The organism is Chitinimonas lacunae (assembly GCF_042650885.1).
Lineage (GTDB): Bacteria > Pseudomonadota > Gammaproteobacteria > Burkholderiales > Chitinimonadaceae > Chitinimonas_A > Chitinimonas_A lacunae.
Genome location: NZ_JBHSBU010000001.1, coordinates 2,376,612 through 2,401,707 on the forward strand (window position 1 = coordinate 2,376,612; position 25,096 = coordinate 2,401,707).

Consider the following 25,096-nt stretch of genomic DNA (forward strand, 5'->3'; position numbering starts at 1 on the left):
CCCACCCGTGGAATACCGAGGTGAAATGGTCGAGGTTCCGGCAAAACAATCAGCAGCGTCGAATTGCCGTATTTTTGCCTTAGCGAAATAAACATACGGTTCCGTTCACAGCCCAGGCTATATCGGCCCCGTATATCGCAGCACCCTTCGTTGCATCTGCAGTAAATCTATCAAAACACAAAACCCGGCCATTAAAACCGGCAATAAGCCAGGATGGCCCGATAAGAAATCATTGATCCGGATAACGGATTTTTGAGGAGAAATACATGCATTACCAGGGGAAACCATCTCCACAAGGGCGGGGTTATATCTCCGTCTCCACGATTCGCCTCCTGGGTCTGCGGCGTCATGCCGCGTCCTCCCCTAGCGGGAACGACCCGCCTTCATGGTTTTACTTCCTGCCCTGACCGGGCGATTTCCAGCGTCGGCCGCCGGCCTTTGCCATTTCTGACCTGACTGGTCGCATTGCGACGGCTTGCCGTCCGTCTGCACCTGTCTGGTCGATGGCGTGAGTCGCCGTTTCCAGCCCGAGCGAAGCCTTGGCTTCGATCGGTAGGGCCCGGCTTTGCCTGACGACCCGCCCTGTCGCTGCTTGCTCACCGACCGCGCTGTGCGGCCGGTGGCGAAAGATCCTGTCGTCGAACGGCGGCAGGACAGTAAGCCCGCACCCGACGTCGGGGCCAACCCGGTCCTGCGCCACGCGGCAACCATCGTGGGAACCCCCCACGTTCCGTGTCTAAAGAGGAGCCCCGCAACATGAAGCTGCGTTCCAAACAAATCGTCCGTCCGTTCGCGCTGACCGTACTGGTCGGTGCCGCTCTGTCTTCCTACGCCGCCGAACGGGTGGATATGGAGACCTACCGCCCGCTCAACACCCTGATGGCCGGCGACCTGCATACCAGCCTCGGCACCACGCCGAACGACCTGCGCCCGGTGCGCAGCCTGACCTTGCCCAACGGACGTACCGTTACCCGCTACCAGCAATATCACGAAGGGGTGCCGGTCTGGGGCGAATCGGTGGTCGAACAGCGCGACGGCGCCTCGGTCATGGCCAGCAAGCTGAGCGGCCGTCTGGTCACCAAGATCAGCGATGACCTGCCCTCGGTCAAACCGGTCTTCAGCCAGGCCAACGCGCTCAATCTGGCCAAGATGCTCAAGTTCGGCAGCGCCAGCCTGATGGCCAACAAGACCAGCAACGACAAGGCCACCCTGGTGGTGATGCTGGACGACAAGGAAACCGCCCGGCTGGTCTATCTGGTGTCGTTCTTCGTCCCGAGCGAAGACCCAAGCCGGCCGCATTTCATCATCGATGCCAAGACCGGCAGCGTGCTGAAGCAATGGGAAGGTCTGGCCCACCGCGATGCCACCGGCCCCGGCGGCAACAGCAAGATCGGCAACTATGAATACGGCACCGACTATGGCCATCTGTTCGTCACCGACGACTGCAAGATGGACAGCGGCAATGTGATCACCGTCGATCTGGCCAACACCACCAATACCTCGAAGACCACCCCGCACCAGTTCACCTGCCCGCGCAATACCGTGCGCTCGATCAACGGCGCCAGCTCGCCGCTCAACGATGCCCACTACTTCGGCAATGTGGTGTTCAACATGTACAAGGACTGGTTCGGCCTGAGCCCGCTGACCCACAAGCTGTATATGAAGGTCCACTACGGCAAGAACTACGAGAACGCCTTCTGGGATGGCGAGGCGATGAGCTTCGGTGACGGCGCCAGCCGCTTCTATCCGCTGGTGGCGCTCGATGTGGCTGCCCACGAGGTCAGCCACGGCTTTACCGAGCAGAACTCCGACCTGGTCTACAGCGGCCAGTCGGGCGGTATCAACGAAGCCTTCTCCGATATGGCCGGTGAAGCCGCCGAGTACTTCATGCGCGGCAAGAACGACTTCCTGGTCGGCTACGACATCTTCAAGGCCAGCGGCGCGCTGCGCTATATGGATGATCCGCCCAAGGACGGCAAGTCGATCGGCCACGCCAGCCAGTACTACAACGGCCTCGATGTGCACTACTCGAGCGGGGTGTTCAACAAGGCTTTCTATCTGCTGGCCAAGAAGTGGAATACCCGCAAGGCCTTTGAAGTCTTCGTTGACGCCAACCGGCTGCACTGGAATGCCAACAGCGACTTCAAAGACGGCGCCTGCGGCGTGATCAAGGCTGCCGAGGCGCGCAACTATTCCAAGGCCGATGTGGTCAGCGCCTTTGCCGATGTCGGAGTGAGCTGCGGGCCCGATGATCCGGATCCGGGTGCAGGGCTGAAGAACGGTGTGCCCGTCACCGGTCTGTCGGCCACCACCGGTCAGATGAAGAACTTCAGCATGGCCATTCCGGCCGGCGCCAAGAATCTGTCGTTCAAGATCTCGGGCGGCACCGGTGACGCCGATATTTATGTGAAGTTCGGTTCGGCACCGACCACTTCCTCCTACGACTACCGTCCGTACAAGTACGGCAACAACGAAACCGTCAGCATCCCCACGCCGAAGACGGGTACCTACTACATCATGATCCGTGCTTATCGCAGCTTCAGCGGGCTCACTCTGGTCGGGCAGCACCAGTAAGTGTCCGTGCGATTGCGCCGCTTCCGCGCCGGTTGATGCCGGCGCGGCCCGGGAAGCTGTTTTGCCCTGTTGTCGCACTGGAGGAGGGTGGCTTCCCGGGGCGGACATTGCAGCGCGCGCCGGCAGATCCGGCGCGTCCTGTCCGTTTCGCCCGCTGAGGCGGGATGTATATCTGTGCGGTCCGTCCCAACGGACCGGCCGAGGGAAAAACGGCGCACCAGCGCCGTATCGAGGAGAACACAGCAATGAAACACCCCTTCCGTATCGCCCTGATCGCCAGCGCCCTGCTGGCCGCCGGTTTCAGCCACGCCAACCCCAGCGGCAAGGTGTGGATCACCATCGGTCAGGAAGGCTATCAACTGCTGCAACAGGTCGATCAGCGCGCAGTCAGCCTGGAGAAGAAACGCATCCGCACCAGCGCCACCGCCCCGGCCAGCGATCCGGGCGAAATGGTCCATGTGGTCGAGGTCGATGAGGCCACGCTGTCGGCATTGTCGGGCGCCATCCACCAGAAACTGCGCCATTGCGGCGGCTATACCGCCCATACCACGCTGGCCGAAGCGCGTGCCGCGCTCAATCCGCAGCCCGCCATCGCCACCCGGCCGGTCTATAAGATCGACGACCAGGCCCAGGTGACGCCGATGCTGAACCAGATGCAGGACAGCAATATCGCCAGCACCATCGTCCATCTGTCGTCCTATACCAACCGCTACTACACCAGCAGCCACGGCCAGAATGCTTCCAACTGGATCGCCTCGCACTGGCGCCAGCTCGCCGGTTCGCGCAGCGATGTGACGGTGGAGCAGTTCACCCACAGCGGCTGGCCACAGAAGTCGATCATCATGACGATCAAGGGGACCGACAACCCCGATCAGATTCTGGTGCTGGGCGGCCATATGGACTCGATCAACCAGAGCGGCACCAGCGAAAACACCCGGGCACCGGGCGCCGATGACGATGCCTCGGGCGTGGCCAGCATGACCGAGGTCATCCGCACCATGATGGCCACCAACTACAAGCCGCGCCGTACCATCAAGTTCATGGCCTATGCCGCCGAAGAGGTCGGCCTGCGTGGGTCGGCCGCGATCGCCAAGCAGATGCGCAGCCAGAACGCCAATGTGGTCGGGGTGATCCAGCTCGACATGACCAACTACAAGGGCGCCGAGGCCGATATCTATCTGTTCACCGACTACACCGATGCCCAGCAGAACCAGTTCCTGGCCGACCTGGCCCGGACCTATCTGCCCTCGCTCAAGGTCGGCTACGACAAGTGCGGCTACAAGTGCTCCGACCATGCTTCCTGGTATGACCAGGGCTATGCGGCCTCCTTCCCGTTCGAAGCGACCTTCGACGGGTCCGATCCGCATATCCATACCGTCAACGATACCTACGCCAACACCGGCAACCAGGCACTCCATGCCCTGAAGTTCTCCAGGCTGGCGCTGGCTTATGCGGTCGAACTGGGTAACGACGGTCCGGACGATACGGGCGGCGATGACCGGGTCGAGAACTTCTCGGGTTCGGTGGCCCGCGGCGAGAACAAGTACTACGGTCCGTTCAAGGTGGCCGCAGGGACCACCTTCAAGGCCGACATGACCGGCACGGGCGACGCCGACCTCTATGTCCGCATCGGCTCCCAACCCACCACGGGTGCCTATAACTGCCGGCCCTACAAGTCCGGCAGCACCGAGAACTGCTCGGTCAACGTACCCAACAAGAGCGATGTCTATGTAATGGTGCGCGGCTACAGCGCTGCCACCTATAACCTCAAGGTGACTTACCGGCCACAGTAAGCCTCCACCCAGCGCCCCCGGCTTCGGCCGGGGGTTTTTTGTAGGGCGCACCACAGCGTTGGCAGCGCGGTTGATGGGGTAGCGCAGAGCCAGGGGGGAGCCGGAAATGATGGGGAATGCTTTAGCGCCTTTCCGGACGATCCGGCCTCAGGATGTCCGGACCCGCAGGACGGATGCGGCGTGCTCGACGGGTCCGAATGCCGACGCCGACCCACCTGGCAATCCGTCAGCGCGATTAGGTCAGAATGAATTTATTTATATTTATATAACGCTATATATCTTGAATATAATTTGCAGAATATTTTCCAATTATGCCTTCGCCGGCTCCCCCGCTCACGACTCCGTTCCCACCACCTGACTCGAGGCAGGCAAGGGACTCTCGGGCAGGGTAATCACGATATGTGCGATAAACCCTTCCGGCTCGTTCTCTTCCAGTTCAAGCGAGGCGCGCTTGCCATAGGTCAGCGCCAACCGCTCGCGGATATTCGATAAGCCCACCCCTGTGCCGCCGATATCGCTGAAGCCGCGTCCGGTATCGGCCACGGTCAGGCGCAACTGGCCGTGCTCGACCTGGGCCGAGATATCGATCCGGCCGCCGCTGGGCTTGGGTTCGAGACCGTGTTTGATGGCGTTTTCCACCAGGGTGATCAGCATGGTGGGCGGAATCAACTGCCAGCCCAGCGACTCGGGAAAGTCGATGTGATAGTCGAGCCGCGCGCCCATGCGGACCTTCATGATGTCCAGATAGGCCGAGATCAGCTTCTTCTCTTCGTTCAGATTGGTGATTTCGGCGCGCAGACTGGCCATTGAGCCGCGCAGGAAACGGATCAGACTCGAAGTCAGCGCCACCGCCTCGGGCGCCTTGCCTTCGGCCAGTTGCTGCACCGCGCCCAGGGTATTGAACAGGAAATGCGGTTCGATCTGCGCCTGGAGCAATTTCAACTGGGAGGTCGTGAGCTGATGCGCCAGCCGCTCGCGCTCGGCATCGGCCACCAGCTTGGCCAGATGGGCTTCATGCTCGCGGTTGCGCAACAGGGCGATCATGCCCATCACCATCAGAAACAGCAGGCAGCCGACCACGATATAGCCGTTGGTGATCAGCCGGTCGGCCCGCTCCAGCATATCGGCGCCCGAGCGGATGGCGCGGTATTGCTCGAGCAACTCCGGCAATTCGGCCAGCAACAGCACCCCGATGCACAGCAGGAACCAACGACCGAGCCGGCCCCGGTATTTGCGATAGCCGAACCAGGTATTGACCACGGTCAGCAGGATCATCGACAACACAATGGTGGCGATAAACCAATGCACGGTAAAGGTATGGAAACGCCCGGGCGTATTGGGCCAGGCAGCCGCCGCACAGGCCGCCAGCGCCAGCAGACTGGCACTCCACAGCGCCCCGCGCCAGCCGCCCAGCACCCGGTCGAGCAGCGCCAGATCGTGCGGCGACCATTGCGAGCGGCTGCTCAACAGCTTGGCTTCGAAACGGTCGAACACGATAAACAGCCGGGTCAGCCAGGCATGCCGGCCGGGCGTGCGCAGCTCGCGCGGCAGCAGGAACCACAGCAGCACCAGTTGCAGCAGATCGATCAGCACAAAGATCAGATGGGTGCGCAAGGTGGTGTCGGTGCGTTCGATCCAGCCGATGGTCACACCCAGCAACAGGCCGCTCAGAAACAGGAAGGCCACCAGCCGGGCAATCCCCAGCGACAGGCTGAACCATTTGAACAGACGGCCGCGCCAGCCTCCCTGGGCGGCCAGGGTGTCGAGGTCACGGTGTTTACGCCAATCGAACAGGTGGCCGCGCTTGCTGCTGGCTCCGGCGTGGTGCGACATCGTCGATCCTTCTGATAGAAATAAAAAATCGATACAAAAACGGCAGCGCCACGCTGCCCGATACCCCGGCCGTCCTGCTGGGCGCGGGAAAGCCGTTTTGCTGCACTGCAACTTGCGCTGGCGGATCGCTGTCACCCGACTACGCTTGAAAAGCCGAGTCCGCCGCCCCAACTAGCCAGCAAATCGAACCCGTCATGGAGTACCGCGATGCGCTACGACAAACTCACCACCAAATTCCAGCAAGCACTGGCCGACGCACAAAGTCTGGCACTGGCTGCTGATCACTCCTATATCGAGCCGCCGCATGTGCTGCTCGCCCTGCTCAATGACCAGGAATCGGGTGCAGGCTCGCTGCTGGCACGCGCCGGGGTCAATATCAACCCGCTGCGCAACGCGCTGGAGCAGAATCTGGGCCGCTTGCCGCAGACGTCGGGCAAGGGCGGCGAGATCACCGTCTCGAAGGAACTGGCCAATCTGCTCAATCTGACCGACAAGGCGGCGACCAAACGCGGCGATCAGTTTATCTCCAGCGATCTGTTTCTGCTGGTACTGACCGAGGATAAGGGCGAAGTCGGCCGCCTGCTCAAGGAATACGGCGCCAAGAAGGAAGCCGTCGAGGCGGCGGTCAACGCAGTCCGTGGCGGTGAGGCGGTCAACAGCCAGGATGCCGAGCAAAAGCGCGAAGCCTTGGCCAAATACTGCCTCGACCTGACCGACCGCGCCCGCCAGGGCAAGCTCGACCCGGTGATCGGCCGCGACGATGAAATCCGCCGTGCCATCCAGGTGCTGCAACGGCGGACCAAGAATAATCCGGTGCTGATCGGCGAACCCGGCGTGGGGAAAACCGCCATCGTCGAAGGTCTGGCCCAGCGCATCGTCAACGGCGAAGTGCCCGAAAGCCTCAAGAACAAGCGACTGTTGGTACTCGATCTGGCCGCCCTGCTCGCCGGTGCCAAATATCGCGGCGAGTTCGAAGAGCGGCTCAAGGCCGTGCTCAACGAGCTGGCCAAGGATCAGGGCAGCACCATCATGTTTATCGATGAGATCCACACCCTGGTCGGCGCCGGCAAGGCCGAAGGGGCCATCGATGCCGGCAATATGCTGAAGCCGGCACTGGCGCGTGGCGAGCTGCACTGCCTGGGCGCCACCACGCTCGACGAATACCGCAAATACATCGAGAAGGACGCCGCGCTCGAGCGCCGCTTCCAGAAGGTGATGGTGGACGAGCCGACCGTCGAGGCCACCATTGCCATCCTGCGCGGTTTGCAGGAGCGCTATGAAATCCACCACGGCGTCGAGATCACCGACCCGGCCATCGTGGCGGCGGCCGAATTGAGCCATCGCTATATCAGCGACCGTTTCCTGCCCGACAAGGCCATCGATCTGATCGATGAGGCAGCCGCCCGGATCAAGATGGAAATCGACTCCAAACCCGAGGTGATGGACCGGCTGGAGCGGCGGCTGATCCAGCTCAAGATCGAGCGCGAAGCAGTCAGAAAGGAAAAGGACGAAGCCTCGCAGAAACGGCTGTCGTTGCTCGAAGCCGATATCGCCCAGGTCGAGAAGGAATATTCCGACCTCGAAGAAATCTGGAAGAGCGAAAAAGCGGCAGTGTTCGGCTCGCAGGCGATCAAGGAAGAGATCGAGCAGACCCGGGTCGAGATGGACGAGGCACGCCGGCGCGGTGATTGGCAGCGGATGTCGGAACTCCAGTACGGCCGTCTGCCCGAACTCGAAGCCAAGCTCAAGACGGCCGAAGCGGCCGGCGATGACGGCCAGCGCCAGCACCGGCTGCTGCGCACCCAGGTCGGCGCCGAGGAGATCGCCGAAGTGGTCAGCCGCGCCACCGGCATTCCGGTTGCCCGGATGATGGAAGGCGAGCGCGAAAAGCTGTTGCAGATGGAAGCGCTGATGCACCAGCGGGTGGTCGGTCAGGATGAAGCGGTACGGCTGGTGTCCGATGCCATCCGCCGCTCGCGCTCGGGTCTGGCCGACCCGAACAAGCCCTACGGCTCCTTCCTGTTCCTCGGCCCCACCGGGGTTGGCAAGACCGAGCTTTGCAAGGCGCTGGCCGAATTCCTGTTCGATTCGGAAGAGCAGCTGGTCCGTATCGATATGAGCGAATTCATGGAGAAGCACTCGGTCGCCCGCCTGATCGGCGCCCCGCCCGGCTATGTCGGCTATGAGGAAGGCGGCTATCTGACCGAGACGGTGCGACGCAAGCCCTATAGCGTGATCCTGCTCGACGAGGTCGAGAAGGCCCATCCGGACGTCTTCAATGTGCTGTTGCAGGTGCTCGACGATGGTCGCCTCACCGATGGCCAGGGCCGCACGGTCGACTTCAAGAACACCGTGATCGTGATGACCTCGAATCTGGGTTCGCAGCAAATCCAGAACATGGCCGGCGATGACTATCAGGTGGTGAAGCTCGCGGTGCTGAGCGAAGTGAAAACCTACTTCCGACCCGAATTCATCAACCGGATCGACGAGGTGGTGGTATTCCACGCCCTCAGCGACAAGCATCTGCAGGGCATTACCCGCATCCAGCTGCAACGGCTGGAACAGCGGCTCGCTTCGCTGGACCTCAAGCTCAGCCTGACGGCGCCGGCGCTCAACCATATCGCCGAGGCGGGCTTCGATCCGGTCTACGGGGCGCGGCCGCTCAAGCGGGCGATCCAGAGCGAGATCGAGAATCCGCTGGCACGCGATATCCTGGCTGGCCGCTTTGTCGCAGGCGATACCATCGTGGTCGATTACCAGAATGGATTGGTGCGTTTCAGCAAGGAAGCCTGACCATTGAGCAGCGCGTCCGACTCCGCCGACCCGGCGGCGTCGCGACGCTCGCTCAAGGCTGTGGACGTCCCGAAGATCGTGTGGCTTCGGGGCGTGCCGGCTGGCTTCAGGACAGCCCGGACGCCCGGCCCTGCTGCCTCGTCTCAGTTAGGCAGCGGCGGAATATGGGTATTGAGTCGGCGTAACAGCGCGTCGTCGACCTGGCGGGCACAATAGAAATAGCGCAGTTCGCCATAGCGCATGTCTTCAAGTTGCCAGATCGACAATCCCTCACCGATCGAGCCGAGCGAGCGGCGTATGCTGTCGGCCTCGTCGGCCGTCACCATCATCAGATCGGCCATCTGGTGCAACACCATCCTTGCCATATCGGCGTGCGAGGCAGGAGAGCGCAACACGCGGGCCGCCGCTCGCGGCAGCAGGCCGTCGGCATAGGCACCGTAGCTGTAGTTTTCGCGCACCGCCACCACCAGCCGGTCATCGGCCAGAATCTTGTCGAAACGGCGTAAGCCATGCAGCCGTGGATTGCCATGCCGCACCAACACCACAAATGGCTGGTCGCGATAGATCGGTTCGGAAAATTTACCCAGCGCCTCGCGTTCGGCCGTCTTGAAGCGGCCGATCGCACAAGCGGGTTCGAGATTGCGGCCGATCAGCGCCATATGGCGGTTATACGGCGCTTCGCGCAGCACATAATCGATACCGGCCCGTTGCAGCGCCCCGATGGCCGGCGGCCCCAGCAGCCCTTCGAGCTTGCCGTCGCGCATATCGGTATAGGGAGGGCGGATCTCGTAATAGACGATCAAGGGCGGGGCGGCTTCGGCGGCAGTGGCAAGCCATAATACTGCGACCAGATGTTTCATAACGGCCTCCCGGCTGGGTCCGTTTCCCATCATAGCCGGCGCGTTGAGGCTACGCCGACGCAGGCTATAATCGGCGCACCCAAGCCAAAGAAGGGAAGTACCATGGGCTTTCTAGCCGATAAGAAAATCCTGATCACCGGCCTGCTGTCCGATCGCTCGATCGCCTACGGCATCGCCAAGGCCTGTCAGCGCGAAGGCGCCACGCTGGCTTTCTCCTACGTCAACGACAAGCTCAAGGACCGGGTAGTGGCCTTGGCCGCCGAATGCGGCTCCGATCTGGTGCTGCGCTGCGACGTCAGCTCCGATGAGGAAATCGCCGCCCTGTTCGCTGATCTGGGCCAGCAATGGGGCCGGCTCGACGGCCTGGTCCACTCGATCGGCTTTGCCCCGCGCGAGGCGCTGTCGGGCGATTATCTCGATTCGGTCAGCCGCGAAGCCTTCCATATCGCCCACGACATCAGCTCCTACAGCTTCGCTGCCCTGGCCAAGGCCGCCCGGCCGATGCTGGCGGAAAATGCCTCGCTGCTTACCCTGACTTACCTCGGCGCCGAGCGCTCGGTCGCCAACTACAATGTGATGGGCCTCGCCAAAGCCAGTCTGGAAGCCAATGTGCGCTATATGGCCCAGGCACTCGGCCCGCAAGGTGTCCGCGTCAACGGCATCTCCGCCGGTCCGATCAAGACCCTGGCGGCGGCAGGCATCTCGGGTTTCTCCAAGATCCTGCACCATGTCGCCGCCAGCGCGCCGCTGCGCCGCAATGTCACCATCGATGAAGTCGGCAATGTGGCCGCCTTCCTGCTGTCCGATCTGGCGTCAGGCATGACCGGCGAAATCAGCTACGTCGATGCCGGCTACAACACTGTCGCCGCCGGGCTCGAAGGCTAAGTCGTCCGGCCCGGTTCATCCGGACCGGGCCGATAGACAGGATTTGAGAAAATTTCTTTATTTCCTGTTTCTATTCCGCACCCATCCTTGAAATCATTTCGCAGCTATTTTTCCAAATAGCTTTCCCCTCCTCCCGCCGCCCCTCTCCATCACGCCCAATACCGGCCATCAAGAAATCCAAGGCAGCGCAGCCTCATAGCCGCTCACTGTCCGGCAGGCGTCCACATCCCCCGCCACGGGTCCCTCTCGAGCGACCATTGCGACGCAGACCCTGACTTCAGGTCGTCCGACGGCTTGGCGATCTGGCGTCATCTTCAAGGGGAATCGGATGGGGAGGAGGTAGCGCTGGGGGGCTCGATGCGGCAGTTTCGCGCCATCGGGTTGTTGGAGGTGCGTCGCTGCGGGGCGTCATCTTGCAGACCCGGTTTTCCGCCAAAGTCTACGCCATCAGTAATTCAGACATATTCCTGTTCAAAACAGGGATGATGCGTACGTTGTCTAGCAAGACACTTACAGATATTTTTCTACAAAAGCACTAAGCGACCGCTCAGCGCATACCCCCTGCGTGCATCGACATCGATTGCAGCAGCATCATGCCCTGCTCGGATACATAGTGGCGGAAGTTGAACTGTTTCAACTGACGCAGCACCTGGCTGGGGTCGAATTTGCCCGAGGAAATCTGGTCGCGGATGCGTTTGAAACGGCCACATTCGAGCAACAGCGCCTGACGGCGCTTATTGACCAGTTGGGCGTGGTGCTTTTCGATGATCACCGACAGTTGCAGCCAGATCAGCAGACCGCCTGCCGCCCACCACCACTCCATAAACAGGGTGATGATGCAAAACAGCACCAGCATCAGATACCAGACCAGGTCGGCATGGGGAAAATCGGGAAACCAGGTGCCGAGCTTGGGCCAGTTGAGCTTGAGCTGGCTGATGATGCGTTCGCGGTCGTTGGCGTCGCGCTTGAGTCTGGCCCAGATCGCGTCGAATTCGAGCGCCACGAACCATTTGTCGTACAGCCGATTCTGTAGCCAATCGGCTTCGCGGTACATGGCCATCTTCTGGCTCAGCAACTGCTGGTAATCGTCGCTGGCAAGCGGCGGCAACAGTTCCCATTCGGGATGGGCAAGCTGGCGCCGCACGATCAGCGGAAAACCCAGAATATCGATCATCTGCGCCCGCCGCAGCGCGATGGCGTTGCGGTCGAGTCGCTGGTCCATCTTGTCCAGATGGGTGTATTCCTCGACCAGGGCATCGAGCTTGTCGAGCGGTGGCGCCACGCCCGGGTTCTTGGCCAGAAAGCGGCGCTGGTTCTCGACTTCCTCGAGAATCGACGGCACCAGAAACTGCGCCTCGGGCGGCCAGGGCATGCGCAGCAGGTTTTCGACCTTGAAGAAGATCTCGTCGAAATGGGCGGTGAACTGGCGTTTGTACTCTTCGAGCGCCTGGGCGTCCTGATTGCGCTCGCCGGTGGTGAGCGGCGCCGCCGGTGGGCGGCGCTGCAAATCGAGTCGCAGATTGTTGGCCATCATGGCCAGCTCCTGCGACAGACCAATGCGGGCGAACAGGCCCCCCAGCTCCTTGTGGCGCTGGCGCAGGTCGTCCAGTTCCTTCCAGACATCCCACTCTTTGGCCATGGCAGAACGCTCAGGCGATGCGGCAGGCCTCCTCGAAGCTCAGGCGCTCATTGCGCGGATAGAGCTTCGCCGGGTCGCCGTAACCCAGGTTGATCAGGAAATTCGATTTGATACGGGTGCCGGCAAAGAACGCCTCATCGACCTTGGCGTTGTCGAAACCCGACATCGGACCGCAGTCGAGCCCGAGCGCCCGCGCGGCCAGAATCAGATAGGCGCCCTGCAGCGTGCCGTTGCGAAACGCGGTGGTCTGAATCAATGTCTCATTGCCGGCAAACCAGCTACGCGCATCGGTATGGGGGAACAGCCGGGGCAGCTCATCATAGAAAGCCAGATCGTGGGCCACGATCACCGTTACCGGGGCTTTCATGGTTTTGTCCAGATTGCCTTCCGACAGTGCCGGCTTGAGCTTTTGCTTGGCTTCGTCAGAGCGCACGAAGACGAAACGGGCCGGACTGGAGTTGGCGCTGGTTGGCCCCCACTTCATCAGGTCATACAGCTGGTGCAGGGTGGCATCGTCAAGCGGACGATCCTGGAATTCGTTGTAGGTGCGGGCGTTGCGGAACAACTGGTCAAAGGCGGCGTTGTCGAGTGGTTCAGACATTGAAGCGGTCCTCACGGGAAAAGGTGGAACGGCGGCAAGCATAGCAAGCCGCGTGGAAAGCAGCGACCGACCGGTCTCAGTATAAGGCGCGGTGCCGGACTCAGCCGCGATAGAAGCAGCGGGCGCACACCGACAGATAGCGCTCGTTGCCGCCGATCTCCACCTGGGCGCCCTCACGCACCCGCACGCCATGCTGATCGACCCGGGTATTCATGCTGGCCTTGCGGCCGCATAGACAGATGGTCTTCATCTCTTCAAGGTCGTCGCTGAGCGCCAATAGATAGATCGAACCGGGAAACGGTTCACCCCGGAAATCGGTGCGGATGCCGTAGCAGATCACCGGCACACGGCGGGTCTGGGCATAGCGGTGCAACTGCCGCACCTGCTCAGGCAACAGAAACTGCGCCTCATCGATCAGCACGCAAGCCAGCCCCTCACCGGTTCCGAGCGCAGCCTCGAAATCGAAGCCGTTATCGAAGGTCTCGGCTTCACGGCTGATGCCAAGCCGCGAGGAGATGCGGCCATGGCCGAAACGATCGTCGATCGCGGCGGTAAACAGGCGCACGCGCTGACCTTGTTCCTCGTAGTTATGGGCGACCTGGAGCAGAGCGGTCGATTTGCCGGCGTTCATCGCCGCGTAGCGGAAATACAGCTTGGCCATGGTTCGACTCGGAATACGGGGCGGCGATTGTACCCTGGATGCCGCAGAACCGGCCGGCCAGGCCGCTCACGCCGCCCCCAGCCTCGTGGCGTCCACGCCGTCCCCTCCTCCCGCTCACGGCAAAGGCCAGGCTCTGCGATTGGACGCCCCAAAAAAACCGGATGTTACACAAAACAGTTATTTATCGATCTATATTGCTAAATATCTGGCAAGAAATAGGCATAATATTTTTCTAAAAACTAGAGGCGCGTCTCTATGGCCTCACATAAGGTCTGAAGTACCTTGATGCGGGCGAAATATTTATTGTTGGCCTCGACCAGGGTCCAGGGTGCGGCACTGGTGCTGGTGCGCTCGACCATATCGTGGACGGCTGCACTGTAGTCATCCCATTTCTCGCGGTTGCGCCAGTCTTCGGCGGTGATCTTGAAGCGTTTGAAGCGGGTCTGTTCGCGAGCCTGGAAGCGGCGCAGCTGCTCGTCGCGGTCGATGGCCAGCCAGAATTTGCAGAGCACGAGGCCGTGGCGGGTGAGTTGACGTTCGAAATCGTTGATCTCGCCGTAGGCGCGGCACCAGGCGGGCTCGGGGCACAGACCCTCGACCCGTTCGACCAGTACCCGGCCGTACCAGGAGCGGTCGAAGATCACAAAGCGGCCACGGCGTGACAGATGGCGCCAGAAGCGCCATAGATAGGGCTGGGCCCGTTCCTCGTCGGCCGGGGCCGCCACCGGGATCACCTGATATTGACGGGCATCGAGCGCACCGACCACCCGGCGGATCGCCCCGCCTTTGCCGGCAGCATCGTTGCCTTCGAACACCATCACCACACCGTGACGGGCAAAGCGTGGATCGCGGCTCAGCAGATTGAGCCGGCCCTGCCAGGTTTCGAGCAGTTCGGTGTAGTCGGACTTGCCAAGTGGCCGCTCAAGCTCAAGCCGGTCGAGCACTCGCACCTGATCGAGAGGCGGCAACAAGGGCGGCGGTGCGGCGAACACCTGTGGCGCGCGGCCGGCGTCGAGGCGGCGGCGCAGCGATTCGAGCAACAGGCGGCCGGCGGTCAGACTGCGGTAATAGGGGTCTTCGCCGTCGATGGCAACCCAGGGCGCCTCGGCGGTACTGGTACGCAGCAGCACATCTTCGGCCACTTCGCGGTGGCGGTCGTAGTGGCGAAATAGCGCCCAGTCCTGCTCGCCGACCCGCCAGCGGGTACGCGGATCGCGTTCGAGCGCCTTCAAGCGGGCCTTTTGCTGACGCTTGCCCAAGTGGAACCAGAACTTGAGCAACAAGACGCCTTCTTCGGCCAGCATGGTCTCGAAGCGGACGATATCGTCGATGGTGGCGCGCAGCTCGCTTTCGCGGCAGCGGCCGGCCACCCGATCGAGCAGCGGTTGGGTGTACCAGGAGCCGAACAGGATGCCGATCCGCCCCTTGGGAGGCAGGGCGCGCCAGAAGCGCCACATCGGCGGCCGTTCGGCCTCTTCATCAGAAGGTGGACCGAAGGCATGGCTATCGATCAGCCGGGGGTCCATCCATTCATGGAGCAGATTGACGGTTTCGCCTTTGCCGGCGCCGTCGATCCCATTGATCAGGATCAGGACCGCGAAATCGGGCTTTTCATGGAGTTCGTACTGGGCATCGAGCAGGGCCTCGCGTAGCGCAGGCAGGGCTGCCTGGTAGCTGGCTTTGTCGATCCGATGCCCCAATTCGACGGCTTCGAACATGGCTGGGCTCCGGCAGAAGGATGTGCCCACCTTAGCAGCGCCGCCCAGCAAAGCAAAACGGGACGCCTGGGCGTCCCGTTGCGTGGGGAAATACCGATCAGACCGAGAACGAGGAACCGCAACCGCAGGTCGAGGAGGCGTTCGGATTCTTGATGGTGAACTGCGAGCCTTCAATGCTTTCGGTGTAATCGATTTCGGCACCGACCAGATATTGGTAACTCATCGGATCGACCAGCAAGGTCACGCCATTCTTCTCGAAGGGGGTATCGTCTTCGTTGACGATCTCATCGAAGGTAAAGCCGTATTGGAAGCCCGAACAACCGCCGCCGGTGACGAATACGCGCAGCTTGAGATCGGGATTGCCCTCTTCAGCGATCAGCTCGGCCACCTTGGCAGCAGCGGCGTCGGTGAAGATAAAGGGTGTGGTCGGCATGTCGGTGACTGCGTTCATAACGGAGGCTCCATGAAATTCAATCGCTTAGACGGTGATTATGGTCCGCGATAAAAGGTCGGTCAATTCGCGGCCGGCTCGTCTGCCTGAGCGACCACCGCGTCGGGGGCGGCCAGATGGATCAACTGGCCATCGACCACGGCGCCCGGATGCATTTCCAGGGTGGTGTAGTAGACGTCCCCTATGACCTTGCATTTGGATTGGAGTTCGAGATAGTGACTGGCGCGGATCGGCCCTTTGACCGTCCCGTTGAGCACCAGATGGCCTACCCGGATTTCTCCCTCGATCCGGGCTTTTTCGCTGATCACCAGGGTGCTGGGCTTATCATCGACCGCGCTCACATTGCCCACCACTTCGCCATCGACCCGCAGGCCGCCGCTGAAACGCATGCTGCCTTCGATCCGGGTATCGACGCCGATCAGGCTGTCTATGCTCTTGCTGGCTTTCTGCTTCTTATTGCCGAACATACTCCTATCCTTTCAAATCGTAAGACCGACTGAGCTTGGGTCGCTCGTCGCCGGCCGCGTAGACCCGCACTTCCACATGCTTCAGGCGCACGTCGGCGGCAAGTTCCGTCTCGCGTTCGAGTTTGGTGAAGCGCAGCACCGACAAGGGAAAGCGTGGTGCCGGCCAGGTCAGGGTTTCGCGCCGGCCGCCCCGCTCGACGGTCAGGCGGAAATCGACCTCGCCCCGGAACGGTCCTGCCACCGACTGCCCCTGCACCAGCACCAGCCGCAGCCGATAACGCCCCGGCGCCACCGGTTCGGCCCGGAACGACTCGATCGCCAGGGCCGGCGCGCGGTCGGTCTTGGTCAACAGGGTTTCATAGAAGGCCACCTGCTCGCGCAGCGCGGCATTGTCGCTTTGGAATTGCTGCACCTGACGCGACAGGGTGTCGCGGGTCGATTGCTCCACCCGGCCCTGCTGGTCGATCTCCCCCAGACGTTGGCGCGCCTCGGCCAGTTCACGACGCAGGCGCTCGGTTTCATCGCTGGCCGATTCCAGCCGGCGTGCCGCTTCGAACTCACGCCGGGCGGTCTGCATACCGTAGTCGTACAGGGCGTAACCGCCGGCACCGAGTGCGGCAAGACTGGCCAGACTGATCAATAGCAGCCATGGCCAGGCCAGATGGCGGCGCACCGCCAGCCGCGCGGTGGCAAGGTGGTTGCCGCGTCGTTTCCAGCGCCCGATCATGGTGGACTTAGGGCAGCAGCGGGACGCCGTCCAGGCCCTGGGTTTCCGGCAGACCGAACAGCAGGTTCATATTCTGCACCGCCTGGCCGGCTGCGCCCTTGACCAGATTGTCGATCACCGACAGCACCACCACCGTGTCGCCACCTTGCGGCCGATGGACGGCAATCCGGCAGACATTGGCCCCGCGCACGGCACGGGTTTCCGGATGACTGCCGGCGGGCAGCACATCGACGAAATGCTCGCTGGCATAACGGCGTTCGAACAATTCCTGTAGATCGATATCCCGCTCAAGCCGGGCGTACAGGGTGGCATGGATGCCGCGGATCAGCGGCGTCAGATGGGGAACGAAGGTCAGGCCGACCGGTCGGCCGGCAACCCGGCCCAGGCCCTGGCGGATTTCCGGCAGATGGCGATGGCCGGGTACGCCATAGGCTTTGAAGTTGTCGGCCGCTTCAGGAAACAGGGTATGGACTTCGGCTTTCCGGCCGGCGCCCGAGACACCGGATTTGCAGTCGGCGATCAGGCTGGTCGGGTCAACCACCCCGGCTTCGAGCAAAGGCAACAGGCCCAGTTGCACGGCGGTGGGATAGCAACCCGGGTTGGCGATCAGGCGAGCATTGCGGATACGTTCACGGTTGACTTCGGGCAGGCCATAGACGGCTTCGGCGACCAGTCGTGGGCTGGCGTGGCTCATGCCATACCATTTTTCCCATTCGGCCACCTCTTCGAGCCGGAAGTCGGCTGCCAGATCGATGACCTTGACCCCGGCCGCCAGCAGGCTTTCCGCTTCTTGCATGGCAATGCCGTTAGGGGTGGCAAAGAACACAACATCGCAGCGATCGAGTCCGGCATCGGCCGGATCGCGGAATTGCAGATCGACATGACCACGCAGACTGGGAAACAGGTCGGCCACGGCCATACCGGCTTCCTTACGCGAGGTGATGGCACTCAACTGGGCTGCACCGTGCCGCGCCAGCAGACGCATCAGTTCCACCCCGGTATAACCAGTACCGCCGACAATACCTACCTTGATCATGCCATCCGCTCCTGTTAGCTGCGTGGACAAAGCCCGGATGATACAACGATTCTGCGGCGCAACAGTGTCTGCGTCCGGCCCGCTGAAACGAAAAAAGCCGCCAGCTTGATGCTGGCGGCTCTTCCGTCCGGCGCGAGCCGAAATCTCGAACGAATGCGCAGAAACGCTTAGCGCTTCGAGAATTGCTTGCGACGACGGGCCTTGTGCAGACCGACCTTCTTACGCTCAACTTCACGAGCGTCACGAGTCACCAGGCCAGCAGCCGACAGAGCGGGCTTCAGGGCGGTGTCGAAGTCGATCAGGGCACGGGTGATGCCATGGCGCACGGCGCCGGCTTGGCCGGTTTCGCCGCCACCGGTGACGTTCACCAGGATGTCGAAGGTTTCGAGGTTCTCGGTCAGCGCGAGCGGCTGACGGACAACCATGCGGCCGGTTTCACGCGAGAAGAACTCGTCGAGGGGCTTGCCGTTGACGACGATCTTACCGCTGCCCTTGGCCAGGAAAACGCGGGCCACGGCGCTCTTGCGACGACCCGTACCGTAGTAATACTTGCCTACCATTGCTGTCAGTCCTTAAACAAGTTTGCGATTAGAACTCGAGGACTTTCGGCTGTTGCGCAACGTGCGGATGCTCGGCGCTGGCGTAGACCTTGAGTTTCTTGAGCATAGCGTAGCCGAGCGGGCCTTTGGGCAGCATGCCCTTGACGGCCTTCTCGAGCACACGCTCGGGGAAGCGTTGGTTCATTTCGGTGAACGAACGCTCATAGATACCACCCGGGTAGCCCGAGTGACGGAAATACTTTTTGGCCTGGGCCTTATCGCCGGTAACGCGGAGCTTGCCAACGTTAACGACCACGATAAAGTCGCCGGTGTCAACGTGCGGGGTGTACTCGGCTTTATGCTTACCACGCAGGCGACGGGCGATTTCAGCGGCGAGGCGACCGAGCACCTTGTCAGTGGCATCGACCACGTACCAGTCGCGCTTGACCTCGTGCGGCTTGGCGGAGAAGGTTTTCATGACAGCTCTTCCAGATTCGTTCGATTTACGGAAAGTCGGGCATTGTATTTGCAAAAACAAAGCCCTGTCAAATGCCGGACTGACCGTGACAGATTTGACTCAACACTGCGCCGCGCCTGGACATCGCCTGGCCGGGCAAAAAAAAGCGCAACCCGATGGGGTTGCGCGCTAATTCCACCAAAGAAGGAGGATGGAGGAGACAACATCAAAGCACACACATTGCGTGCAATGCCCTAATGCAGTTCGTATATTAATGGACTTCTGTCAGCTTCGCAAGCCAGTTTTTGTGCGTTGCGCAAAAACTTACTAACTCGAAGTAAAGTTACAAGCTCAAAAGCCGGTATTCGGCGGTTTTGAGCGCAAGGACTACATGACATAGCCATAAACCACTAAAACAATGCTTTAAGCATGTCGCGGCGCGACATAGAACCTAGACAATCTGACTGAAAGGTAAGGAACGCGATGCAAGCACGGGTAAAGTGGATAGAAGAGGCCAGTTTTCTTGCCGTCAGCGGCTCGGGCCATGCCGTATTGATGGATGGCCCGCCCGATGCCGGTGGCCGCAACCTCGGCCCACGGCCGATGGAGATGCTGTTGATGGGCACAGCTGGCTGCACGGCCTTCGATGTGGTGCATATCCTGAAAAAGAGCCGGCAGGAAGTGACCAACTGCGAAGTGAGCATCGAAGCCGAACGGGCCGAGGCAGAACCCAAGGTCTTCACCCGCTTGCACTTTCACTTTATCGTCAGCGGCCGCCAACTCAAGCCCGAGCAGGTCGCGCGCGCGATCAATCTGTCGGCCGAAAAATACTGCTCGGCCTCGATCATGCTCGGCAAGACTGCCACCATCAGCCACGACTTCGAAATCGTCGAACTGTCCTGATCCGACAGCTCCGACAATGCTGTGGACTGCCGCAATCCAAGGAGCGGCAGTCCACATTTATTTCTAAATATATATAGCTACTCATCTAGCACCCATTTTGCAGCAAATATTTATGCTGTGACGGTGTTCAAGCCCGGTGCCGCTGGTTCAAGCTCTTCGACCTTTTTTGGCAGGCTGTGCAGATGACGCACCGGGGAGCGGCATACCACCATGGCCGCCAGCACCATGCCTCCCAGCCCGATAGCCAGCAAGGCCGGGCGCAGCCCCAGGGTAGAGCCCAAGCCGCCACCGATCAGTGCGCCCAGCGGTGCCGGCGTGACCGTCAGAAAACGCATCGAGGCGATCATCCGGCCCAGCAGTGCATCAGGCGTCAGCGCCGCCCGGGCTGCCAGATAGTGGATCGAGAACAGGGTGGCGCCAAAGGCCAGCAAACCCTCGACGGCACTAAACCAGAACATGGTCGGCCCGCTGCGTGGAATCAGCGAGAACAGCAGCCAGGCCAATGCCGTGAAAGCCATTCCCCAACCCATCATCGGTCCCACGCCGAAGCGCTCCCCCAGCCGCTCGGCCGTCAGGGCCGCCACCAGACTGCCCAGGCCGCCCAACATAAAGCACATCCCCATCTGTGCAGCGCTCAGGCCCAGTTCACGGGTAGCGAACAGCACCAGCAGCGCCATCAGCATATGGAACAGCAACTGCCACAGTGCCGCCTGTAGCGCGAGCACGCGCAATAAGGGGGTGCGGCGGATAAAGGACAAGCCGGCACGGATATCCTCCATCACCGAGCGCTGCCGATCAGGTTGCGGTTCGGGTTCTGCCGTGCGGATCCGGGTCAGGATCAGCGCCGAGACCAGAAAGCTCAGTGCATCGAACAGCAAGGCAATGGGTGCCGTCAGTATCTGCACCAGCAGACCGGCCAGACCAGGTGCCGTCACCTGAGCGGTCGAGGCGGTGGTCATCAGCTTGCTGTGGGCTTCGACCAGCCGCTCGCGCCCGACCAGGGTGGCGACATAGCTTTGATGGGCCGAGCCGCCGAATACTTCGGTAGTGACATGGAGAAAACCCACCAGAAACAGCACCTCCATGCTGAGCCAGCCACCCCATACGGCAAGCGGGACCAGCAGCAGGATCAGCGCAGCGGCGATGTCCCGGCCCAGCATCAGGGGCATGCGGCGCTGCCGGTCGATCAGTACGCCTGCATGCAGGCTAAACAGTGCAAACGGCAGCATCTCCACCGCACCCAGAATCCCCATCTGCATCGGCGTGGCGTTGAGCATCACAGCGGCGGTGAGCGGCAGGGCCAGTTGGGTGATATGCGAACCGAAATCCGAAATTCCCTGGGCCAGCCATAACTTCAGAAAATCTGGATGTCGCCACAATCCAGTCAATCGAAACCGAAACATTATCTAACCCTTATAAAAGAACAGGTCGCCGCGCCGGCAGCAAACGGCCAGACGCAGTGCGACGAACGGCGAGGCATGCCTTCGACAGGCAGCGACGCCAACCAGGATAAAAAGTGTTAAGAAAGCGGCCAGGGCCGCGGGATTACGTTTGGCTTAAAAACGGTATGCCGCCAACGTCATGACTTTGGAGACCTGACGCATCAGCATGGGCACTGGTGCCGGCAACTCGGCGGCGCCCAGCTCGACCGCACGGTCGGCATGGGACAGCTCGTCAGCGTGCATCTGCTCGACAATGGCCCGGCTTTTGGCATCTTGCACCGGCAGGGTGCGCAGATGACCGGCGAGATGGCTGCCTACCTGGCGTTCGGTCTCGGCGAGGAAGCCGAGATTCCAGCGGTCGCCGACCACACCGGCGGCGACGCCCATGGCCAGCGAACCGGCATACCACAGCGGATTGAGGACGCTTTTATGGCTGCCGAGTTCCGCCAGCCGGCGCTCGGTCCAGGCCAGATGCTCGGTTTCTTCCTGGGCGGCCTGCTCCAGGGCACGCCGTGCCTCGGGATCGCGGGCGGTCAACGCCTGTCCCTGGTACAGCGCCTGGGCACAGACTTCGCCACAATGGTTGACCCGCATCAACGCGGCAGCATGTCGCTTTTCTTCGGGGGAGAGGTCGGCTTCGTCGAGGTGAGCATCGGGGTGCGGACGCACGCTGGTAGCCGGAGCGAAAACCGTACGCAGAGCCTTGTCGAATTCGATGATGAACTTGTCCATGGCGCGCCCCTTTGCAAACCAAACGAAACCGTTGGAAACCCAGCCAGACCGGCCAGGCGAACCGGCATTCTAGCAGGGAAGCCTACGACGCTGTGCTATGATCGGCGCCTGTGCGTTCAAAAAATTCAAAGCCATGCGCCATCTGCTCCTTGCTGCCGTAATCGGCCTCGCTGCCCTGCCCGCTCAAGCTGCCAATCCCCATGTGCTGCTCAGGACCAGCAGCGGTGAGATCGAGGTGGAGGTGTTTCTCGACAAGGCGCCGACTTCGGCCCTTAACTTCCTTAAGTACGTTCAGTCGGGTCAGTACACTGGCACGATTTTCCACCGCATCATTCCGGGCTTTGTGGTCCAGGGTGGTGGGATGTTGCCCGATATGAGCGAAAAGCCGGTCCGTGCCAGCATCGTCAATGAAGCGAAGAACGGCCTCTCCAACACGCGTGGCACGCTGTCGATGGCCCGTACCATGGCGCCGCACAGCGCCAGTGCCCAGTTCTATATCAATCTGGCCGACAACGTCCGGCTCGACTACCGTGACGAAAGCCCGCGTGGCTGGGGTTACGCCGTATTCGGCCGCGTAGTGCGCGGTATGGAGGTGGTGGACAAGATGGCTCAGGTGCCGACGGGCAATGTCGGCGAACACCAGAACGTCCCGCAGACCCCCATCGTATTGGAACAGGCCGGCGTGCTCCCTGCCCGGTAAATCGCAAAGGAATTCCCCATGACCCGCGTCAATCTGCATACCAACCACGGCCTGATCGTCCTCGAACTCGACGAAGCCAAAGCTCCCAAGACCGTGGCCAATTTTCTCGAATACGTCCAGAGCGGCCATTACAACGGCACGCTGTTCCATCGGGTGATCGGCGACTTCATGATCCAGGGCGGTGGTTTCGAACCTGGCATGCAGCAGAAGCCCACCCAGGCACCGATCCCCAATGAAGCCGCCAACGGCCTGCGCAACGATAAGTACACGATTGCCATGGCCCGCACCCCGGAACCGAACTCGGCCACCAGCCAGTTCTTCATCAATGTGGAAGACAACACCTTCCTCAACTACACCGCCCCAACCCCGCAAGGCTTCGGCTATTGCGTGTTCGGCCGGGTAGTCGAGGGCATCGATGTGGTGGACAAGATCAAACAGGTCGAAACCACCATTCACGGTCCGCACAAGAACGTCCCGGTCAAGGACGTGATCATCACCAGCGCCGAACTCGCCTGATCTCCTTCCCGCCCGGCGCCAGCCGGGCGTTTGCCCTATGTCTGCCCGTCCCCTGCTGTTTGCTTCCGACTTGCATCTCTGTGATGCCGACCCGGACACGGTCGAGTCCTTTCTAGCGTTTCTGGCCGGACCGGCCCGTCACGCCGCCGCGCTCTATCTGCTTGGCGACGTGTTCGAGTATTGGGCAGGCGACGATGACGACGATCCGCTACCGCAGCGTATTGCCGCAGCGCTGGCTGAACTGAGGGCGCAGGGCGTGCCGGTTTATCTGCAACACGGCAACCGCGACTTCCTGCTCGGCCAGACCTTTGCCGAACAAGCGGGTCTGACCCTGCTGCCCGATCCCTACCCGATCGAGGCCCACGGCCGCTTATTGCTGTTGAGCCACGGCGATCTGCTGTGCACCGACGACACGGCTTATCAGTCCTTTCGCCGCACAGTGCGCGAACCAGCCTGGCAAGCGGCGTTTCTGGCCCGGCCGCTGAGTGAGCGCCGTGCCGAGATTGCCCGTATCCGCCAGGCCAGCGAAGCGGCCAAGCGCGATAAACCGGTCGAGATCATGGATGTGAACCGTGAAGCGGTCAGCCGTCTGCTGGCGGCCTATCCGGGTCATCATCTGGTCCATGGTCATACCCATCGGCCGGCCCGGCATAGTCATGAAGTCCAGCATGCATTAAGGCAACGCTGGGTGTTGCCGGATTGGCACAGAGGTGCAGGTGGATATCTGGTGGCAGAGCCCGATGGGCTATATCTGGTTGCAGTCAGGCAGGATGCGGCTTGGGCAAAATTCACGGTTGACAACGAAGACCGGTAATTGTTCCCCACCCCGTTGACTTCGCCATCGGTTGGCCTAGACTAGGCCGCATTGTGCACTGCACCGGTGCGCTCACAGAGAAATTCCAGGTAGTCATGCAAGCTCCTTATGCGCTTTGGCCCGATCTGGGTCTCGATTTGTTCAATAATGGTGCGGATCTGGCCATGCGCAATGCCGAGCGCTGGTGGACCGCCCAAATTGATGGTTGTCGCGAATGGCTCGAATGCATCAGCGAAACCGATTGCCAACCTACCCGCAAGGTCGAACGCCAGATGGATCACGCCGTGCATTTCGGCTGTGAACTGCTGGTCGCTCAGGTTGCCGCGCTCAACGACAGTCTTCATCTGGTCGAGCGTGCCGTAGCCGAAAGCCAGAAGACCCTGCTTCAGCGCCTCGACCTACCCGGCGCTGTCAAACCCGCCCTGGCGCCGGTCCGTTCTGCGGTATGTGTCAGTGGCTGTGCTTACGACTCGATGTCCAAGGCGACCCGGCAGGTCGCCAGCTTCGCCAGCAGCCGGTTCTCGGCTGCGGCAGTCAATGCCTTGCACCAGGCACGCGACAAAATCACCGAAACCAATAGCTGACCCACCCCGCTCATTTGCCGCCATCGCCGCCGCCTCTTTTTTGCGGCGGCTGTCCTATCTGCAGCGCAGTTAAAAAATAGCGCCCAGGCTCCGCAAGACATCATGCTCCTTACAAGAGAAATGGAATAACCTCTCCATTTCCATCAGCACATTCCAATAAGGTATCTTACTGGACTTACCAAAAACGGTGTTTTCTAAACGCCGTTTTACATTTCATGCGTTGCGCATGAATACCACTTGCTATTTTCTGCTTACACCCACCTTAACGATTGCACCAAGGTACTGATTTGGTGGCAATTTAATGCCATTCTCATTTTTAAACTGTTCAGATACCACATCATGACCATTGAAAAGCACAAATGCATATGCCA

The 25,096-nt window shown here is 61.1% G+C and carries 23 protein-coding genes; 9 read left to right on the forward strand and 14 right to left on the reverse strand.

Annotation, left to right across the window (positions count from 1 at the left end):
* Positions 1 to 756: 756 nt before the first annotated feature.
* On the forward strand, positions 757 to 2,574 hold the full coding sequence (locus ACFOW7_RS09855; RefSeq protein ID WP_378163644.1) for a M4 family metallopeptidase: 1,818 nt from the start codon (positions 757 to 759) through the stop codon (positions 2,572 to 2,574).
* Between the two features lie 245 nt (positions 2,575 to 2,819).
* The gene (locus ACFOW7_RS09860; RefSeq protein WP_378163647.1) at positions 2,820 to 4,367 is read left to right on the forward strand and encodes a M20/M25/M40 family metallo-hydrolase; all 1,548 of its coding nucleotides are present in this window, start codon (positions 2,820 to 2,822) and stop codon (positions 4,365 to 4,367) included.
* 333 nt (positions 4,368 to 4,700) lie between these two features.
* On the opposite strand, the gene ACFOW7_RS09865 is transcribed toward ACFOW7_RS09860, so the two are convergent.
* A complete protein-coding gene (locus tag ACFOW7_RS09865; RefSeq protein WP_378163649.1) occupies positions 4,701 to 6,200 on the reverse strand; it encodes a sensor histidine kinase in 1,500 nt (499 codons plus the stop codon).
* A gap of 207 nt (positions 6,201 to 6,407) precedes the next feature.
* Here ACFOW7_RS09865 and clpB point away from each other — a divergent pair, with 207 nt between their 5' ends.
* Positions 6,408 to 8,993, forward strand: a complete 2,586-nt coding sequence (gene clpB / locus ACFOW7_RS09870) for an ATP-dependent chaperone ClpB (protein ID WP_378163651.1) — start codon at positions 6,408 to 6,410, stop codon at positions 8,991 to 8,993.
* A gap of 143 nt (positions 8,994 to 9,136) precedes the next feature.
* Here clpB and ACFOW7_RS09875 read toward each other — a convergent pair whose 3' ends face one another.
* Positions 9,137 to 9,853 carry a hypothetical protein gene (locus ACFOW7_RS09875; protein ID WP_378163653.1) on the reverse strand — a complete coding sequence of 239 codons (717 nt, stop codon included), beginning with the start codon at positions 9,851 to 9,853 and terminating at the stop codon, positions 9,137 to 9,139.
* Between the two features lie 102 nt (positions 9,854 to 9,955).
* Here ACFOW7_RS09875 and fabI point away from each other — a divergent pair, with 102 nt between their 5' ends.
* Positions 9,956 to 10,738, forward strand: coding sequence for an enoyl-ACP reductase FabI (fabI, locus tag ACFOW7_RS09880; protein WP_378163655.1), 783 nt, complete (start codon positions 9,956 to 9,958; stop codon positions 10,736 to 10,738).
* A 547-nt stretch (positions 10,739 to 11,285) separates the two neighbouring features.
* Here the strand turns inward: fabI and ACFOW7_RS09885 are convergent.
* From ACFOW7_RS09885 to rplM, 10 genes are all read right to left on the reverse strand, one after another.
* Positions 11,286 to 12,377, reverse strand: a complete 1,092-nt coding sequence (locus ACFOW7_RS09885; protein WP_378163657.1) for a hypothetical protein — start codon at positions 12,375 to 12,377, stop codon at positions 11,286 to 11,288.
* A 10-nt stretch (positions 12,378 to 12,387) separates the two neighbouring features.
* Positions 12,388 to 12,978, reverse strand: coding sequence for a malonic semialdehyde reductase (locus tag ACFOW7_RS09890; RefSeq protein WP_378163659.1), 591 nt, complete (start codon positions 12,976 to 12,978; stop codon positions 12,388 to 12,390).
* Between the two features lie 100 nt (positions 12,979 to 13,078).
* On the reverse strand, positions 13,079 to 13,639 hold the full coding sequence (locus ACFOW7_RS09895) for a thymidine kinase (protein WP_378163661.1): 561 nt from the start codon (positions 13,637 to 13,639) through the stop codon (positions 13,079 to 13,081).
* Between the two features lie 239 nt (positions 13,640 to 13,878).
* Positions 13,879 to 15,357, reverse strand: coding sequence for a polyphosphate:AMP phosphotransferase (gene pap / locus ACFOW7_RS09900; RefSeq protein ID WP_378163663.1), 1,479 nt, complete (start codon positions 15,355 to 15,357; stop codon positions 13,879 to 13,881).
* Positions 15,358 to 15,454: 97 nt separating this feature from the next.
* The gene (gene erpA, locus ACFOW7_RS09905; protein ID WP_378163665.1) at positions 15,455 to 15,808 is read right to left on the reverse strand and encodes an iron-sulfur cluster insertion protein ErpA; all 354 of its coding nucleotides are present in this window, start codon (positions 15,806 to 15,808) and stop codon (positions 15,455 to 15,457) included.
* Between the two features lie 62 nt (positions 15,809 to 15,870).
* Positions 15,871 to 16,275, reverse strand: a complete 405-nt coding sequence (locus ACFOW7_RS09910; protein WP_378163667.1) for a bactofilin family protein — start codon at positions 16,273 to 16,275, stop codon at positions 15,871 to 15,873.
* A gap of 4 nt (positions 16,276 to 16,279) precedes the next feature.
* Entirely contained in the window at positions 16,280 to 17,002 is a 723-nt protein-coding gene (locus ACFOW7_RS09915) for a DUF6776 family protein (protein ID WP_378163669.1), read from the reverse strand.
* A 7-nt stretch (positions 17,003 to 17,009) separates the two neighbouring features.
* Positions 17,010 to 18,038 carry an N-acetyl-gamma-glutamyl-phosphate reductase gene (gene argC / locus ACFOW7_RS09920; RefSeq protein WP_378163671.1) on the reverse strand — a complete coding sequence of 343 codons (1,029 nt, stop codon included), beginning with the start codon at positions 18,036 to 18,038 and terminating at the stop codon, positions 17,010 to 17,012.
* A 167-nt stretch (positions 18,039 to 18,205) separates the two neighbouring features.
* On the reverse strand, positions 18,206 to 18,598 hold the full coding sequence (gene rpsI / locus ACFOW7_RS09925) for a 30S ribosomal protein S9 (protein ID WP_378163673.1): 393 nt from the start codon (positions 18,596 to 18,598) through the stop codon (positions 18,206 to 18,208).
* A 28-nt stretch (positions 18,599 to 18,626) separates the two neighbouring features.
* Complete coding sequence (gene rplM / locus ACFOW7_RS09930) at positions 18,627 to 19,055, reverse strand: 50S ribosomal protein L13 (protein WP_378163675.1); 429 nt, start codon at positions 19,053 to 19,055, stop codon at positions 18,627 to 18,629.
* Positions 19,056 to 19,517: 462 nt separating this feature from the next.
* On the opposite strand from rplM, the gene ACFOW7_RS09935 reads away from it, so the two are divergent.
* Positions 19,518 to 19,937: an OsmC family protein gene (locus ACFOW7_RS09935; protein WP_378163677.1), complete on the forward strand. Its 420-nt coding sequence runs from the start codon at positions 19,518 to 19,520 to the stop codon at positions 19,935 to 19,937.
* Positions 19,938 to 20,047: 110 nt separating this feature from the next.
* Here ACFOW7_RS09935 and ACFOW7_RS09940 read toward each other — a convergent pair whose 3' ends face one another.
* Positions 20,048 to 21,316, reverse strand: coding sequence for an MFS transporter (locus ACFOW7_RS09940; protein WP_378163679.1), 1,269 nt, complete (start codon positions 21,314 to 21,316; stop codon positions 20,048 to 20,050).
* Positions 21,317 to 21,493: 177 nt separating this feature from the next.
* The gene (gene coq7 / locus ACFOW7_RS09945) at positions 21,494 to 22,111 is read right to left on the reverse strand and encodes a 2-polyprenyl-3-methyl-6-methoxy-1,4-benzoquinone monooxygenase (RefSeq protein ID WP_378163681.1); all 618 of its coding nucleotides are present in this window, start codon (positions 22,109 to 22,111) and stop codon (positions 21,494 to 21,496) included.
* Positions 22,112 to 22,244: 133 nt separating this feature from the next.
* Here coq7 and ACFOW7_RS09950 point away from each other — a divergent pair, with 133 nt between their 5' ends.
* The 4 genes from ACFOW7_RS09950 (at position 22,245) to ACFOW7_RS09965 (ending at position 24,725) form a co-directional block, all read left to right on the forward strand.
* A complete protein-coding gene (locus ACFOW7_RS09950; RefSeq protein ID WP_378163683.1) occupies positions 22,245 to 22,811 on the forward strand; it encodes a peptidylprolyl isomerase in 567 nt (188 codons plus the stop codon).
* 18 nt (positions 22,812 to 22,829) lie between these two features.
* The gene (locus tag ACFOW7_RS09955; protein WP_378163685.1) at positions 22,830 to 23,327 is read left to right on the forward strand and encodes a peptidylprolyl isomerase; all 498 of its coding nucleotides are present in this window, start codon (positions 22,830 to 22,832) and stop codon (positions 23,325 to 23,327) included.
* A gap of 37 nt (positions 23,328 to 23,364) precedes the next feature.
* Positions 23,365 to 24,141 (forward strand): UDP-2,3-diacylglucosamine diphosphatase, encoded by a 777-nt coding sequence (locus ACFOW7_RS09960; protein ID WP_378163687.1) that lies wholly within the window; start codon positions 23,365 to 23,367, stop codon positions 24,139 to 24,141.
* A 95-nt stretch (positions 24,142 to 24,236) separates the two neighbouring features.
* Positions 24,237 to 24,725, forward strand: a complete 489-nt coding sequence (locus ACFOW7_RS09965; protein ID WP_378163689.1) for a hypothetical protein — start codon at positions 24,237 to 24,239, stop codon at positions 24,723 to 24,725.
* Positions 24,726 to 25,096: the final 371 nt, after the last annotated feature.

Coding starts and splice junctions, on each gene's coding strand:
- pap (WP_378163663.1), bottom strand. CDS start 15,357: ATGTTCGAAGCCGTCGAATTGGGGCATCGGATCGACAAAGCCAGCTAC.
- ACFOW7_RS09895 (WP_378163661.1), bottom strand. CDS start 13,639: ATGGCCAAGCTGTATTTCCGCTACGCGGCGATGAACGCCGGCAAATCG.
- ACFOW7_RS09890 (WP_378163659.1), bottom strand. CDS start 12,978: ATGTCTGAACCACTCGACAACGCCGCCTTTGACCAGTTGTTCCGCAAC.
- rpsI (WP_378163673.1), bottom strand. CDS start 18,598: ATGGTAGGCAAGTATTACTACGGTACGGGTCGTCGCAAGAGCGCCGTG.
- ACFOW7_RS09865 (WP_378163649.1), bottom strand. CDS start 6,200: ATGTCGCACCACGCCGGAGCCAGCAGCAAGCGCGGCCACCTGTTCGAT.
- ACFOW7_RS09935 (WP_378163677.1), top strand. CDS start 19,518: ATGCAAGCACGGGTAAAGTGGATAGAAGAGGCCAGTTTTCTTGCCGTC.
- ACFOW7_RS09915 (WP_378163669.1), bottom strand. CDS start 17,002: ATGATCGGGCGCTGGAAACGACGCGGCAACCACCTTGCCACCGCGCGG.
- ACFOW7_RS09860 (WP_378163647.1), top strand. CDS start 2,820: ATGAAACACCCCTTCCGTATCGCCCTGATCGCCAGCGCCCTGCTGGCC.
- ACFOW7_RS09855 (WP_378163644.1), top strand. CDS start 757: ATGAAGCTGCGTTCCAAACAAATCGTCCGTCCGTTCGCGCTGACCGTA.
- ACFOW7_RS09885 (WP_378163657.1), bottom strand. CDS start 12,377: ATGGCCAAAGAGTGGGATGTCTGGAAGGAACTGGACGACCTGCGCCAG.
- ACFOW7_RS09960 (WP_378163687.1), top strand. CDS start 23,365: ATGTCTGCCCGTCCCCTGCTGTTTGCTTCCGACTTGCATCTCTGTGAT.
- ACFOW7_RS09950 (WP_378163683.1), top strand. CDS start 22,245: ATGCGCCATCTGCTCCTTGCTGCCGTAATCGGCCTCGCTGCCCTGCCC.
- fabI (WP_378163655.1), top strand. CDS start 9,956: ATGGGCTTTCTAGCCGATAAGAAAATCCTGATCACCGGCCTGCTGTCC.
- clpB (WP_378163651.1), top strand. CDS start 6,408: ATGCGCTACGACAAACTCACCACCAAATTCCAGCAAGCACTGGCCGAC.
- ACFOW7_RS09965 (WP_378163689.1), top strand. CDS start 24,237: ATGCAAGCTCCTTATGCGCTTTGGCCCGATCTGGGTCTCGATTTGTTC.
- coq7 (WP_378163681.1), bottom strand. CDS start 22,111: ATGGACAAGTTCATCATCGAATTCGACAAGGCTCTGCGTACGGTTTTC.
- ACFOW7_RS09910 (WP_378163667.1), bottom strand. CDS start 16,275: ATGTTCGGCAATAAGAAGCAGAAAGCCAGCAAGAGCATAGACAGCCTG.
- erpA (WP_378163665.1), bottom strand. CDS start 15,808: ATGAACGCAGTCACCGACATGCCGACCACACCCTTTATCTTCACCGAC.
- ACFOW7_RS09955 (WP_378163685.1), top strand. CDS start 22,830: ATGACCCGCGTCAATCTGCATACCAACCACGGCCTGATCGTCCTCGAA.
- ACFOW7_RS09875 (WP_378163653.1), bottom strand. CDS start 9,853: ATGAAACATCTGGTCGCAGTATTATGGCTTGCCACTGCCGCCGAAGCC.
- argC (WP_378163671.1), bottom strand. CDS start 18,038: ATGATCAAGGTAGGTATTGTCGGCGGTACTGGTTATACCGGGGTGGAA.
- rplM (WP_378163675.1), bottom strand. CDS start 19,055: ATGAAAACCTTCTCCGCCAAGCCGCACGAGGTCAAGCGCGACTGGTAC.